The organism is Actinophytocola sp., assembly GCF_035634895.1.
Taxonomy (GTDB): Bacteria; Actinomycetota; Actinomycetes; order Mycobacteriales; family Pseudonocardiaceae; genus Actinophytocola.
Genome location: NZ_DASQCC010000185.1, coordinates 58,153 through 72,497, shown reverse-complemented (window position 1 = coordinate 72,497; position 14,345 = coordinate 58,153). Strand labels below are relative to the sequence as shown.

The 14,345-nt window shown below is 71.7% G+C and carries 12 protein-coding genes; 6 read left to right on the top strand and 6 right to left on the bottom strand.

Annotated elements, in window-relative coordinates; all coding sequences use genetic code 11:
- The 4 genes from VET29_RS27275 (at position 1) to VET29_RS27260 (ending at position 4,832) form a co-directional block, all read left to right on the top strand.
- Complete coding sequence (locus tag VET29_RS27275) at positions 1 to 840, top strand: carbohydrate ABC transporter permease (protein WP_324925528.1); 840 nt, start codon at positions 1 to 3, stop codon at positions 838 to 840.
- Positions 841 to 955: 115 nt separating this feature from the next.
- On the top strand, positions 956 to 3,025 hold the full coding sequence (locus VET29_RS27270; protein WP_324925526.1) for an MMPL family transporter: 2,070 nt from the start codon (positions 956 to 958) through the stop codon (positions 3,023 to 3,025).
- Positions 3,022 to 4,182: a sensor histidine kinase gene (locus VET29_RS27265; protein WP_324925523.1), complete on the top strand. Its 1,161-nt coding sequence runs from the start codon at positions 3,022 to 3,024 to the stop codon at positions 4,180 to 4,182. The genes VET29_RS27270 and VET29_RS27265 overlap by 4 nt, the downstream gene beginning before the upstream one ends.
- The gene (locus VET29_RS27260) at positions 4,179 to 4,832 is read left to right on the top strand and encodes a response regulator transcription factor (RefSeq protein WP_324925521.1); all 654 of its coding nucleotides are present in this window, start codon (positions 4,179 to 4,181) and stop codon (positions 4,830 to 4,832) included. Before VET29_RS27265 ends, VET29_RS27260 begins: the two co-directional genes overlap by 4 nt.
- A gap of 41 nt (positions 4,833 to 4,873) precedes the next feature.
- On the opposite strand, the gene VET29_RS27255 is transcribed toward VET29_RS27260, so the two are convergent.
- The 3 genes from VET29_RS27255 to VET29_RS27245 form a co-directional block, all read right to left on the bottom strand.
- Positions 4,874 to 5,599, bottom strand: coding sequence for a DUF2625 family protein (locus VET29_RS27255; RefSeq protein ID WP_324925519.1), 726 nt, complete (start codon positions 5,597 to 5,599; stop codon positions 4,874 to 4,876).
- Between the two features lie 187 nt (positions 5,600 to 5,786).
- A complete protein-coding gene (locus tag VET29_RS27250; protein WP_324925517.1) occupies positions 5,787 to 7,334 on the bottom strand; it encodes an alpha-L-arabinofuranosidase B in 1,548 nt (515 codons plus the stop codon).
- A gap of 450 nt (positions 7,335 to 7,784) precedes the next feature.
- Positions 7,785 to 9,320 carry an aldehyde dehydrogenase family protein gene (locus VET29_RS27245; protein ID WP_324925515.1) on the bottom strand — a complete coding sequence of 512 codons (1,536 nt, stop codon included), beginning with the start codon at positions 9,318 to 9,320 and terminating at the stop codon, positions 7,785 to 7,787.
- 115 nt (positions 9,321 to 9,435) lie between these two features.
- Here VET29_RS27245 and VET29_RS27240 point away from each other — a divergent pair, with 115 nt between their 5' ends.
- Positions 9,436 to 10,401, top strand: a complete 966-nt coding sequence (locus VET29_RS27240; RefSeq protein WP_324925513.1) for a winged helix-turn-helix domain-containing protein — start codon at positions 9,436 to 9,438, stop codon at positions 10,399 to 10,401.
- 24 nt (positions 10,402 to 10,425) lie between these two features.
- On the opposite strand, the gene VET29_RS27235 is transcribed toward VET29_RS27240, so the two are convergent.
- Complete coding sequence (locus tag VET29_RS27235; RefSeq protein ID WP_324925511.1) at positions 10,426 to 12,114, bottom strand: glycoside hydrolase domain-containing protein; 1,689 nt, start codon at positions 12,112 to 12,114, stop codon at positions 10,426 to 10,428.
- Positions 12,115 to 12,230: 116 nt separating this feature from the next.
- Here VET29_RS27235 and VET29_RS27230 point away from each other — a divergent pair, with 116 nt between their 5' ends.
- The gene (locus tag VET29_RS27230) at positions 12,231 to 13,181 is read left to right on the top strand and encodes a peptidoglycan-binding domain-containing protein (RefSeq protein ID WP_324925509.1); all 951 of its coding nucleotides are present in this window, start codon (positions 12,231 to 12,233) and stop codon (positions 13,179 to 13,181) included.
- 26 nt (positions 13,182 to 13,207) lie between these two features.
- Here VET29_RS27230 and VET29_RS27225 read toward each other — a convergent pair whose 3' ends face one another.
- On the bottom strand, positions 13,208 to 13,669 hold the full coding sequence (locus VET29_RS27225) for a DUF6292 family protein (protein WP_324925506.1): 462 nt from the start codon (positions 13,667 to 13,669) through the stop codon (positions 13,208 to 13,210).
- A 220-nt stretch (positions 13,670 to 13,889) separates the two neighbouring features.
- Positions 13,890 to 14,252, bottom strand: a complete 363-nt coding sequence (locus VET29_RS27220; RefSeq protein WP_324925504.1) for a hypothetical protein — start codon at positions 14,250 to 14,252, stop codon at positions 13,890 to 13,892.
- Positions 14,253 to 14,345: the final 93 nt, after the last annotated feature.

The following is a 14,345-nucleotide window of genomic DNA, read 5'->3' as shown; positions in this document are numbered from 1 at the left end:
ATGAGCAGCGGCAGCAACTTGGCGCGTCGGCCCAACTGGCTCGGCGGCTTCGCGAGCCTGGTCTGGCTCGCCATCGTCGTCATCCCGATCTACTGGGTGGTCATCACCAGCTTCAAGCCCAAGGGCACCTACTACACGAGCAACCCGCTGGTGCCGCCGACCTCCCCGACGCTGGCCAACTACCAGCTGGTCATCGAGTCGGACTTCATCCAGTACTTCATCAACAGCGCCGTGGTCACCATCGGCGCGGTGGTGCCGGCGGTGACGTTCTCGTTCATGGCCGCGTACGCCATCGTACGGGGCTGGCAGGCCCGGTTCCTGCGGTGGGTGAACGGGCTGTTCCTCATGGGCCTGGCCATCCCGTTGCAGGCGACGGTCATCCCCGTCTACCTGATCATCATCAAGCTTCGCCTGTACGACAGCCTGCTGGCGTTGATCCTGCCGTCGATCGCGTTCGCCATCCCGCTGTCGGTGCTGATCCTGGCCAACTTCATCCGGGACGTGCCCAAGGAGCTGTTCGAGTCGATGCGGGTCGACGGCGCCTCGGAGTGGATGACCCTGTGGCGCCTGGCGGCGCCGATGACCCGGCCGGCGATCGTGACGGTGACCGTCTACAACGCACTCAACATCTGGAACGCGTTCCTGCTGCCGCTGATCCTGACACAGAGCCCGTCGCAGCGGGTGCTGCCGCTCGCGCTGTGGACGTTCCAGGGCCAGTACAGCGTCAACGTCCCGGCGATCGTGGCCGCGGTCGTGCTCACCACGCTGCCCATCCTGGCGCTGTACACGTTCGGCCGGCGCCAGCTGCTGGGTGGACTGGCCGCGGGCTTCAGCAAGTGAGCAGGACGTACTGCGATCTCAGTACCCGAAGTGACGGCAGCCGCATGATGACGTGAGTGCGGGGTGGCCGCAAGGCTGACGAGGCAACCGATCCCGATGTGGAGGCCTCGTTCCTGTGGCTGCGTTCCTCTACCGGCTGGGCCGTCTGGCCTTCCGCCGGCGCTGGTATGTCGTGGTGGCGTGGTTGGCGGTCCTGGGGGCCGCCGGCCTGGCGTCGAGCACCGTGGGTGAGCTGTCGGACGACACGACGGCCCTGCCCGCCATCGCCAGGGTCGTGTTCGTCGCGCCGGCGGGTGAGACGGTCACCGACCACCGCGCGGCCGTCGACGCGCTCGTCGCCGACGTGTCGCGCGGCGCCCAGGTCGCCACCGCCGTCGGTCCCTTCCAGGCACACGCGGTGAGCCGGGACGGGTCGACGGCGTACGCGACCGTCACGTACACGGCCACCCCGAGCGACCTCACCGACGAGACGAAGAACCGGCTGCGGGACGCCGTCGCCCGGGTGCGCGGGCTGACGGTCGAGGTGGGCGGGCCCGTCCTCGCCGGCAAGCCGCGGGTCGGCGGTGTCAGCGAGGTGGTCGGCGTCGTGCTCGCCGCGCTCGTGCTGCTGGTCACGTTCGGGTCGGTCGTCGCCGCGGGGCTGCCGCTGCTGACCGCCGTGCTCGGCGTCGGGGTCAGCACGTGCGCGATCATCGCCCTCGGCGGTGTCTTCGGGCTGTCATCGGCCGTCACCACCCTGGCCACCATGTTGGGGCTCGCGGTCGGCATCGACTACGCCCTGTTCGTGGTCTCCCGCTACCGCGAGGAACGCGCCGCCGGGCACGCGCCCGAGGAGGCCGCCGGCCGGGCCGTGGGCACGGCCGGCTCGGCCGTCGTCTTCGCCGGGCTCACCGTCATCGTCGCGCTGGGCGGGCTCACGGTGCTCGGCATCCCCACCGCCGCCCAGATGGGTGTCACGGCCGCCGGCGCCATCGTGGTCGCCGTGCTCGTCGCGCTGACGCTCGTGCCCGCGATCCTCGGCCTGTGCCCGAACGCCGTGCTGGCGCGCGGACGCGGCGAACCGGCCACGAAGGACCGTGCCGGCGCGCGCTGGGCACGGTTCGTCCTGCGCAGGCCCGTGCTCGTGCTGCTCGCCTCCGTCGCGGCCCTCGTCGTGCTGGCCGTCCCGGCGACCCGGCTCCAGCTGGGAATGCCCGGCGACGAGTCGAAGTCCACCGCGACCACCGAGCGCCGGGCCTACGACGCCCTCGCCAAGGGCTTCGGCCCCGGCTTCAACGGCCCGCTCGTCGTCATGGTCGGCGTCCGTGGCGCCCGTGACCCCCAGGCGGCCGTCCGGGACCTCCGCGCGAAGATCGCGGACACCCCGGGCGTCGTGTTCGTCTCCCCCGCCCAGGTCGGCCGGGACACCGCCCTGTTCACCGCCATCCCGGCCACCGCCCCCACCGACGAGCGGACCATGGACCTCGTCGAACGCATCCGCGACGAGCAGCCGGGCATCCGGATCGCCGGCCTCACCGCGGTGAACATCGACCTCGCGGAGAAGGTGCGGCATGCGCTCGTCCCGTACTTCGCGCTCGTGCTCGGGCTCGCGTTCCTGCTCCTGCTGGTGGTCTTCCGGTCCCTGCTCGTGCCGCTCAAGGCCGTCTGCGGGTTCCTGCTGTCCGTGCTGGCCGCGCTCGGCCTGGTCGTGGCGGTCTTCCAGTGGGGCTGGGGCGCGGACGCGATCGGGCTGCTGCAGACCGGCCCGATCATCAGCCTCATGCCGATCGTGCTGGTGGGCATGATCTTCGGGCTCGCCATGGACTACGAGGTGTTCCTGGTCAGCAGGATGCGCGAGGCACACACCCGCGGCGAGCCGGCGCGGGCGGCCGTGGTCACCGGCTTCCGGCACAGCGCCCGCGTCGTGGTGGCGGCCGCGCTGATCATGATCGCCGTGTTCTGCGGGTTCGTCGGCGCCGACCTGGCCATGATCAAGATGATCGGGTTCGGCCTCGCGACCGCGGTCCTGCTCGACGCGTTCGTCGTCCGGATGACCATCGTGCCGGCGGTGCTGGCCATCCTCGGCGAACGGGCGTGGGCGCTGCCGAGGTGGCTGGACCGGCTGCTGCCGCGCGTGGACGTGGAGGGCGGGGCACTGCGGGCTGACACCATGGAGCCGGAGCACCTCGGCCGGAGCAGGGTATGACGATCAACCAGTACGCGAAGAACCATCCGCGTGTCCTCGACGGCGCGCTAGTCGCGCTGCTGCTGCTCGCGATCTCCGGGCCGGCGGCGCTCAACTCGAACCTGCCCGGCACGGACAACCTGGGCTGGTGGTCCGCCATCCCCCTGGCCGTGGCCGGCTCGCTGGCCCTGCTGTGGCGGCGCCGTCATCCCCGTGCGGTCGTCGTGGTCGCCGCGCTGTCCGCCGCCGTGGCCGGGGGCATCGGGTTCCTGGTCACGCCGGTGCTGCTCGGCCCCGTGATGGTCGCGCTGTACGAGCTCGCCGTCCAGGTGCCCGGCCGGACGACCCGGCGGTACTACCTCGGGGCCACGACGTCGATCGCCGCGGCCGGCCTGTACGGCGGCCTCGGCGGCTACCCGTGGCCGCTGCAGCTCCTGGACCCCGTGCTGTTCCTGCTGCTGCCGGTCGCGCTGGCCGAGTCCACCCGGCTCCGGCACGACCACCTGGCGGCGACCAGGACGCGGGCCGAGTACGCCGAGCGCACCCGCGAGACCGAGGCACGCCACCGGGTCGCCGAGGAACGGATCCGTTTCGCGCGGGAGCTGCACGACGTCGTCGCCCACCATCTCGCACTGGCCAACGCGCAGGCCGGCACCGCCGCGTACCTGGCGCGCACCCGTCCCGACCAGGTCGAGCGGATCCTGTCCGACCTGACCGGCACCACGTCCGCCGCGCTGCGGGAGCTGAAGGCGACCGTCGGGCTGCTGCGGCAGCCGGGCGAGGACAGCTCACCGACGGAACCCACGCCCGGCCTCGGGCAGCTGGCCGAGCTGACCGCCGGGTTCACCTCCGCCGGGCTGGGCGTCGAGGTCACCGTCGAGGGTGCGGCGCGGCCGCTGTCGCCCGGCGTGGACCTGACCGCGTTCCGCATCGTGCAGGAGGCGCTCACCAACGTCACCAAGCACACCAGCGCGCCGACGGCGTCCGTGCGGCTGAGCTACGGCGACGACCGGCTGACGATCACGGTCACCAACCCGATGAGCGGCAGCCCGCTCGGCGAGGGCTTCGGCCTGGTCGGCATGCGCGAGCGCGCGCAGTCGGCGGGCGGGCGGTTCGAGGCGGGGCCGCGGCCCGAGGGCGCGTTCACCGTCACGACCGAGCTGCCGATCCGGCCGTGATCACCATCCTGCTGGCGGACGACCAGGCGCTGCTGCGCACGACGTTCCGGATGCTCATCGAGGCGAACCCCGACATGGCCGTGGTGGGCGAGGCGGCCGACGGCGACGAGGCCGTCACGCTCGCCCGCGACCACCACCCGACGCTCGTCCTGATGGACATCCGCATGCCCGGCACGGACGGCCTCGCCGCCACCACGGCGATCTGCGCGGACCCGTCGCTGTCCGGCACCCGGGTGCTCATCCTGACGACGTTCGAGACGGACGAGTACGTCGCGAAGGCGTTGCGGGCGGGAGCCAGCGGGTTCCTCGGCAAGGACGTCTCGGCGGACGGCCTGCTGGCCGGGATCCGCACCGTGGCGGCCGGCGACGCGCTGCTGTCCCCCACCGCGACCCGCACGCTGATCACCCGGTTCCTGGCCACCGCGGAGCCCGGGGACCCGACCGCGCTTGCCGTGCTCACCGCCCGAGAACGGGAGGTCATGGCACTGGCCGCCGAGGGCCGCGCCAACGCCGAGATCGCCGAGCGCCTCGTAGTCAGCCCGCTGACCGTCCGGACACATGTCCAGCGGGCCATGACCAAGCTCGGCGCCCGCGACCGGACCCAACTCGTCGTCATCGCCTACCGGACCGGCCTGGTCCGACCGCGCTAGCGCGGTTCCGGGCACCGGCGCGATCGTGGCCGGCCGAGAGCTCAGACGGTGCCCAGCTCTCCTGCCGGGGCAAGGCCGAGCTGCTCGCACGACGCGGCGTGCATGCCGAGGATCTGGTCCATCGGCACGGCCTTGCGGCTGGTCGCCGCCATGTCCTCCTGGGCCTCCTGCGACCACAGGAACGGGTACACCGTGATCCCGTCCCGCAGGCCGAGCCCGGCGACCTCGTCGCGCCACGTCGGCCACAGCACCTCGTGGTAGTGGTTCGCCGCGCCGCCGTCGACCAGCCAGGTCAGCCACTGGCTGTGGCCCATCTCCATGTCCTCCCACGTCATCGTGACCGGGGAGAAGTGCACGACCCCGCCGGGAGCGCCCGGCCTGTCGTGCTCCTCCGGCGCCATGCCGTTCAACGCGTAGACGCCGCCGAGCACGTCGTGGGCGATGATCAGGCCGGCCGGCGGCTGCCAGCCCTCCTCGGCCGTCGCGGGGAAACCGTTGACCTCGGCCATGCTCGGCAGGCCGGTCGCGCCGCCGCCCGAGCCGCCGTACACCCGCACCCAGCCGTCGTGCACCAGGATTCCGCCGGTGTTCAGGATGATCGCGCCGAGCGGCGACCGGGCGGTCACCTGGACCTGCAACAGCGTAGCCCGGCACCGCTCCGGGTCGGGTGCGAGCATGACGTGGTTGGTGAAGCTGCTGGCGAAGTCGTCGGTCAGCCACGGCCACGACGGGTTCTGCACGTCGACGAGCTCGGCGATGTCCCTCACGGACTCCCTTTCCGGGTAGGCGAATGGGCGGCCGACTCTACTGTCGTGCGGGGGCACCGGGCGGCGGCGGTGCCCGTCCAGCGCGATGATCCTGCCCGTTCGTCCCGGGCGGCGGCCGGCTCACGCACCGCCGCGCCGCGACCCGGTGGACGTTCATCGGTCACGGCGCGGCGGGTTTCCCGTGCGATCAGGCCCAGGCCGGGCCGACGAGCCAGCTCGTGTCGTCGGCCCACAGGTTCGTGCTGTCGAACGTGTTCGAGCCGCCGTTGCTGGCGATGTAGGCGGTGAAGCTGTAGTGCCGGAGGTAGCGGGCCGGGTAGTTGGCCGACTGGAGCGAGCTCCCCTGGCCGCTGTTGCCTGTCTGCGGGCAGAACGTCGCGTCCTGCGCGAACTGTGTGCTGCCGTCACTCGACTGCAGGTATACCTGGAAGTTCGAGTGCCGCAGGTACTGCCCGGACCTGTTGGCCGACTCGAACGAGACGCACGAGCCGTTGCCCAGCCCGGCCCGGACGATCCAGCTCGCGTCACCCTTGAGGGTGGCCGTGCTGCCGCTCGTGACCTGCGTGATCCCCACCAGGTTGTCGTTGTCGCCGTGGGTGAGGTAGTCGGCGGCGCAGCAGCCGGTCGTGGCCTGCAGGGAGACCCGGGAGCCGGGGGTGAGACCGGTGCCCGGCGACGACGACGTGCCGTACCCGGCGGCGGTTACGTTGGCCTGCACGGAGTTCTCCGTGGCGTCCGAGGGGTAGCCCGACGTCATCACGCCCTCGTAGAAGGTGCCGGCGGCGCCGATGCTGTTGTCGCCGCCGATGCCGAGGATGATGGCGCCTTCCTTGCGCATCGGGTTGTAGCCCGAGACGTTCGGCCGGGTCCCGTTGTAGTAGGTGGACAGTCCGCCGGACTGGGCGTTGCCCGCCCGGATGGACCAGCGGTTCGGGCCGCCCTTGACGATCGCGGTCAGGAACCGGTGGCTCACGGACGGGTCGTTCGCGTTGAAGCCGGCGTTGACGCCGGAGAACAGTCCGTTCTCCAGGTCCGCCATCACCCAGGGGCCGTTGCCCGTGCCGAAGCCCCAGACCTTGATGTTGCCGAAGTAGATGGCCTCCATGGTGCCGTTGCCGTTGTCGTGGCTGTTGCGCTCGGCGTTGCCGTAGTCGAAACAGCAGCCGCCGTTGTAGTGCGTGCCGTCGAAGATCGCGTACATGCCCTCCGCCTGGTCACCGGTCGCCGTGCCCGAGGCGTTGTTGTTGCGGTAACCGGTGCCCGGCGCCACGAACACGCCGTAGGCCTTGTGCCCACCGACACTGACCGGCGCGGACGTCGCGTTCGCGAGGTTGTCGAACCCGCCAGGCGCCGGACCCGAGAACCCACCCGGCGGAGCCTGGGTGAGCCGGTTGTTCCGGCCGGACTGGTCGTAGATGACCGTGATGACACAGCTCGTGCCGGCGCAGAAGGAGTCCTGCGTCGCGGCGTTGGCGACCCCGCCCGCGCTCAGGACGCCGACGTCGCGGGTCGCGTTGTCCGAGGCGCGGCGGACCTGGTAGAGCGCGCCGTTGTACGCGCCGTACAACGCTCGGGTGGTGCTGTGCGCGGCCACGCACGGCGTGCCGCCCGCGGCGTAGATGTCGCACGGTCCCTGGGTGGCGGCCTGGGACGGCACGGTCGTGACGAGCAGCGTGCCAGCGGCGAGTGCCGCCGCCGCCCCCGTGGCCAGCAGCGGCCTTCTGATCCGACGCATCGATGAACTCCTTTGTTCAGTGGGATTCACGCCGCGCTCGGGCATGGCCGGTGCGTGAGATGTCCGAGGAGTTTCGCGATTGTGCGCGCGTTCATGCGAGAACCCCATCATCGTTGACGGCGGGCACAACGAAATGCCCGCACGGGTTCATACAAATCGTCACACGGCGTTCATGTGAACGCTAACACAGGCGCGTTGCGGCGAACAAGTGCATGGTTACAAGTGATGGTCGCGACCAGCCCGGTGGACGGAAGTGACCATGTGAACGCAAACATCGACTTCGGGAGCGCTCCCGAAATAGGATAAAGACGGCATTTCCGGAAAAGCACCGGCGCGGGACCAGGCCGAGCACGAGCGGCCCCGTGGAGCTGGACCGCGGTGTCCACCGGTGTTGGCGGGTGGATCCAGGTTCACCTGCCGGGTCACAATGGCGGATCCGTGGGCGCCGCGCTAGATCGCGAAGTCGACGCCCTGGGCCAACGGCAGCCGGCCCGAGTAGTTGATCGTGTTGGTCGCGCGGCGCATGTAGCCGCGCCAGGCGTCCGAACCGGACTCGCGGCCGCCGCCGGTCTGCTTCTCGCCGCCGAAGGCGCCGCCGATCTCGGCGCCCGAGGTGCCGATGTTGACGTTCACGATGCCGCAGTCCGAACCCTCCGCGGACAAGAAGATCTCCGCCTCCGCCTGGTCCCGGGTGAACAGCGACGACGAAAGGCCCTGCGGGACGTCGTTGTTCAGCGCTACGGCGTCGGCGAAGTCGTCGTAGGCCAGCACGTACAGCAGTGGCGCGAAGGTCTCGTCCCGCACGATCGCGGTCTGGCCCGGCATGGTGACGATGGCCGGCTCGACGTAGTACGCGTCCGGCGCCGCGTCCGCCAGCACCCGCTCGCCGCCGGCGACGAGCTTGCCGCCCTCGCTCCGCGCCCGCGTGACCGCCGCGGCCATCGCCTCGTGGGCCCTGCCGTGGATCAGCGGTCCGACCAGGGTGCCCTCGGCCATCGGGTTGCCGATCGGCAGCCGCGCGTAGGCGTCCACGAGCCGCTCGGTCAGCTCGGCCACGACCGACGAGTGCGCGATGACCCGCCGCATCGTCGTGCAGCGCTGGCCCGCGGTGCCCGCGGCACTGAACACGACGCCGCGGATCGTCAGGTCGAGGTCGGCGGAGGGGGCGACGATCGCGGCGTTGTTGCCGCCCAGTTCCAGCAGCGCGCGGCCGAAGCGGTTGGCGACCCGCGGTCCGACGGCACGGCCCATGCGTGTCGACCCCGTGGCACTGACGAGCGCGACGCCCGGATGGTCCACGATCGCCTCGCCGACCGCGGGGTCGCCGACGACGACCTGGCTGACGTCCCGTGGCGCGCCGTGCTCGGCCAGCGCCCGGTCGAGCAGCGCCGCGCTCGCCAACGCGGTCAGCGGCGCCTGCTCCGAGGGCTTCCACACCACCGTGTCACCGCAGACGAGCGCGATCGCGGTGTTCCACGACCACACGGCCGCCGGGAAGTTGAACGCGCTGATCACGCCGACGACGCCGAGCGGGTGCCACGTCTCCATCAGCCGGTGCCCCGGCCGCTCCGACACCATCGTGCGGCCGTAGAGCTGCCGCGACAGGCCGACGGCGAAGTCGCAGATGTCGATCATCTCCTGGACCTCGCCGAGCGCCTCGGCGGTGATCTTCCCGACCTCCAGGCTGACCAGGGCACCCAGGTCCGCCTTGTGCTCGGTCAGCAGCTCACCGAACCGCTTGACCACCGCACCGCGCGCGGGTGCCGGGACCTTGCGCCACGCGAGGAACGCCGCGGCCGACCGGGCCACCACGTCGTCGACGGCCGCGGCGTCGTGCCAGCGCACACCGCCGAGCGAGGCACCGTTGACCGGCGAGCGGTGCGGGCCGTCGCCGGCGACGGTGCCGGGATCGACCCCGCAGCGGCGGGCGGCGTCGAGGGCCTGCGCACCGAGCACGTCGGCGCCGGGAATCTGCGTACGAGACATGGTGGGAGTCTCGCGTGCGCACGTCGGCGATGGAAGCGACCCTTCATCGACTCGCCGTTAGAAATTTTCGTAACCGGTGTTGGCGTGGCGCGTCCTTCCCTTACCATCACGCACCGTGGTGCTGCGCATCCACTTCACACCTGAGGACCTGGCCAGGACCAGGTTCAGCTCCGGGGCGCAGCCGATGTGGGAGCTGATACTCAGCACCAACCGGCTGCGCGGGCGTGACCTGCTCTTCGACGGGTGGCGCCGGTCGGTGGCCGCCCGTGCCCCGGCGACCACCCGCCTGCTGACCGACCTGGCCCCGCTGACCGGCTACTTCGTCGACTTCCTCACCCCGACCGCCGCCGTCCCGTCCCTCGACGAGGGGCTGGAGACGCTGCGGCGCACCACGCGGCAACGACTGCGCACCGACCTGGGCATCCTCGCGGGCAACCAACCGCTCCCGCCGTGGACGACCGCGCTGGCGGACGGACGGCCCGAGGCCCTGCGCACACTGGTCGAGGCGGCCGAGCAGTACTTCGCGGCGTGCGTGGCCCCGTACTGGTCACGGGTGCGGGCCCGCGTCGACCAGGAGCGCGCCCGGATGATCACGGCCCTGGCCGAGGGCGGCTGGGACGCCGTGCTCGGACGGCTGCACCCCACGGCCCGGTGGCGCTACCCCGTGCTGGAGGTGGGTTATCCGACCGAGCACGACCTGCACCTGGGCGGGCGGGGCCTGCAGCTCGTGCCGTCGTTCTTCTCCCGGGGCCTGCCCACGACGTTCCGGGACACCGAGTTCGAGCCGACGCTGGTGTACCCGATCGAGCATGTCGTCGGCTGGTCCGAGCCGAACGGCGACCGCAAGCCGCTGGCCGCCCTGCTGGGCCGGACCCGGGCGCGGGTGCTGGAGGTGCTCGGCGAATGCCCAGGCACCACCAGCGACGTCGCGTCCCGCACCGGCACCAGCCTGCCGACCGCCAGCCAGCAGGCCGCCACCCTGCGCGGCGCGGGCCTCGTCGACACCCGGCAGAACGGCCAGTCCGTCCTGCACTCGATCACCCCGCTGGGCCGCGCCCTGCTCAACGAGTCGCTGCCCTGACGACCCCTACTTCCCGGACCGCGACTACTTCCCGGACTGCAACGCGCCCCAGGTGGCCGGACCGACCTCGCCGTCCACCCCGAGGCCCCGCGAGCTCTGGTAGTTGCGTACCGCGGTCTCGGTGTTGGGACCGAAGGAGCCGTCGATGCCCACCGTGGAGCCGAGGGCCGCGGTCAGGGCGCGCTGGAGCCGGCGCACGGCGCTGCCGGAGCTGCCCTGCGCCAGGTTCGGCTTGTCCCCCACCGACAGCAGCGCGGTCCACGTGTGCGCGCCGACGATCCCGTCCGAGGTGAGGCCCCGGGAGGACTGGAACGCCTTGGCCGCCGTGACGGTGGCCGCGTCGAAGGTGCCGCTCGGGTTGGTGGCCGCGGGCAGCTGCCCCGCGTTGGCGAGCAGGCACTGGGCCGCCTTGACCGCGTTGCCGGTCGAGCCGCTCTGCACCGTCGGGTAGGCGGTGAAGTCCAGGCTCACCGAGTCGCACGGCACCGGGTTCCCGGTCCGGGTGTCGAGGTAGTCGCGGTCGATGTTGATGCGCACGCCGCCCCAGGTCTCGTCGACCTCGCCGGAGTACTGATGGATGCGCTGGTGGCCGGACCACTGGCTCTCGGGGACGTACGAGCCGGTGTCGGTGTCCGCCACGTTGTTCCACCACGCGAAGAAGATGTGGTCGGGGCGGGTGTAGGTGGTGCTCGAGTAGGCGCTCGACAGGTCCTTGATGCCCGAGGACGCGCTGGAGTACACACCGGACAGCCAGCCCTTGGCGTGCAGCCGGTCGGTCCAGCCACTGACGTAGGACAGCACGCTCGCCTTGCAGGACGCGGTCGAGGAGTAGTTCTCGATGTCGCTGTACACGGCGCTGCCGCTGCCGAACCCGAGCGCGGTGGCCGCGGCGACGGCGGCGTCCGCGGCGGTGCTGCCCTGCTGGCGGGCGGTCGCCGGGTCGGTGGACATCCTCAGCCGGTAGTCGGTGCACGGCGCCTGCCGGCCGACGTCGGTGAGGATGAAGCGCCAGCCGTTGGCGGACTGGGTGTTCACCCACGACGTGGTCAGGTTGGGCTGGGAGCAGGCACGCAGGTCGCCGCTGATGTAGATGCCGATCGCGCGGTAGGGCGAGGCGGCCCAGGCGTTCATCGTGGACTGTGAGGGTGCCGTGCACGCGTCGAAGCCCTTGCCCTCGAACGTGCCCGGCGTGACGATCGCCGCCTCGGCGACCGGCGGGGCGGCGGGCAGGGTGGCGGGCTGTCCGCCGGGTGCCAGGCGTGCGCCGTCCAACACCTTGCGCACCAACGGTTCGGTGGTCTCGTTGTGCGCGGCGGTGACCAGCACACCGGCGTCCTCGACGGCGATCCGCAGCGCGCCGTCGTGCGAGGCGGCTTCTTTCGGTGGCCGCGCGGAGCCCGGCTCGGCGGTGGCCACGCCGGCGGGGACCTGCTCGGGCGCGAGGTCGTCCAGCGGCTCGACGACCAACCCGGCGGTGCGGCCGACCAGCCTGGTCGGGCAGTCGCCGTCGCCCGGGTGTCCCAGGTAGACGGTCTCGACGTCGAACCGGACGCAGGCGCGTGGGTTCTCGGTCAGGTCGACCACGCGCCACCGCGCGGGGACGTCGACCTGGTAGCCGTGGAAGGTGACGGTGCGGGACGCGGGGGCCGCCGCGGCGGTCGGCGCGCCGCCGAACAGCAGGGCCACCGCGACGATGGCGGTTGCACGTCTCATCGGGCTCTCCCTTGCGAGTCGACGAAGGCTATGAAGCCGCTCGCCGGCCGGGAAAGCGTTTCGGCGGTGATGGAAACGCTTCCGGTGCCGAAATGCCGCTGCTAGAACGAGATCCCATGCGCCGACTCGTGACGGTTCTCGCCGTCTTCCTCGCCGTCGTCACCGTGGCACCCGCGCACGCCTACACCAACGCGTTCTTCCCCACGCAGAGCAGCGGGAACCGGGGCGCGGACGTGCTGGCGATCCAGAACCTGCTGGTCCAGAGTGGCCACTCGGCGCCGACGACCGGCGTGTTCGACAGCGCGACCGCGACGGCCGTGCGGGCGTTCCAGACCGCGGCCGGGATCGGCGTCGACGGGATCGTGGGCCCCCAGACCTGGGGTGCGCTGGCGCCGACCCTACGGGCGGGCGACTCCGGCGCGGCGGTGCGGGCACTACAGGTGGAGCTGAACGCCAAGCGGAGGCTGTCCCTGACGGTCGACGGTCAGTTCGGCCCCGCGACGACCACGGCGGTGCAGGACTTCCAGAGCCACGCGGGCATCGGCGCGGACGGGATCGTGGGCCCGACGACGTGGAAGAACCTGGTGTGGCACTTCGACTACCCCGACCTCGGCAAGAACCTGTGCGACCAGAACCCCGACGGGAACGGCACCGCGGCGAACTGGGCCACGGCCGCCGCGATCGGGCAGCTCGAACAGGCGGCGAGCAGCTTCACCGGCTTCGGCCCGGTGCCCCTCGGCGACGCCGGGTTCGAGCACGGCGGTGACATCCCCGGCCACGCCAGCCACGACGTCGGGATGGACATCGACATCTGGCCGATCCGCACCGACCGCGCCCAGTGCACCGCAGGCCGCATCACCTGGGAGTCGTCGACCTACGACCGCGCCGCGACCCGTGAGCTGATCAAGGCGGTGCGCAACGCCGCCCCCGGCCACGTGCGCCTGATCTTCTTCAACGACCCGACGCTGATCGCCGAGGGGCTCACCACCCACTGGGACAACCACGACAACCACCTGCACGTCCGCTACTGCGAGAAAGTGCACCCCAACAGCCTGTACACCTGCTGACCAGCTGGCGCAGACCGCCCCGGGGGTCAACTCCCCCCGGTGACCCCCGGGGCGGTCACCAGTGGCCGCACGGGGAACTCGTAGGTGGCCAGGCGCTCGCGCATCGTGGCGGCGTCGCGGTGGCCGGGCTCGTCGCCCCGGTCCACGACGAGGCCGACGGGCTGGTGTGACCGGAAGAGCCGCCGCGTCCAGCTCGCCACGGTCTCCGGCGGCGGCAGCAGTTCCTGGCCGAGACAGGCCACCACGTGCAGGTCGTCGCCACCGCCGGACTCGACCGCGGCCGACCAGCCCCGCGACTCCTCCCACAGCAGCGCCACGTCACGGTCGGGGAAGCGGCTGAACCGGCCGTCCAGCGGGATGTAGGCGGAGATCGGTTCCTCGGCCTGGACACACGAGCAGTCCCCGTGCAGTCCCAGCGCCTGGCTGACCGTGCGGACGTATCGGTGCAGTCCGCGCGCCAGGCTGTCGTCGAAGTCGAGTTCCATCATGTCGTCGCAGGTCCTCTCTACGATGGAGACGGACGCGCGCCGACTGCTTGACGCAAGCTCCTACATACCCCGAAGGGGATTCACGTAACCGCGAACCCGCGCTTTTCTCGACTCCGGGCACCGCGCGACGAGTCCACAGTGGCTCCCCGGCCGCCGTAGGACCGTCCGGCTCCGGGCGCCGCGAGACACCCCGCCCGTCAGCGAGGCGCCGACCCGGGGTTCACGGCGTCTGCTCGGCCGCCGTGGCGTCACCGTCGGTCCGGACCTCGTCGGCGCCCGCGCCGCTGGGGGTGGGCAGCGCCGCGACGTTCTCCGGGTGCCACTCGCCGGTCTCGGGGTCGTACTCGGCGCCGGCCACCGGGTTGCCGTCCTCGTCGTACTCGACCGCCACGTCTGCGATGCCGTCGTGGTCGGTGTCGGCGATGGCGATCAGGGCACCGTCACTGGCCTGCAGGACGGCGGTGTCGTTGTCGCCGTCGCCGTCGAAGTCGACGTTCTCCTCGACCGTGTACTCCTGGCCGTCGATCGCGACGGTCAGCTCGTCCGTGCCGCTGGCGGGCTCGGTGGTGTCCTCGACGTGCATCGGTTCCCCTCGGTGGCGGTGGCGGTGGCATGCGGAGTGTCGCACGCCGTTTTCGCCGCCGCCGGACCGCGCCCCGGCGCCGCGGCCTTGACA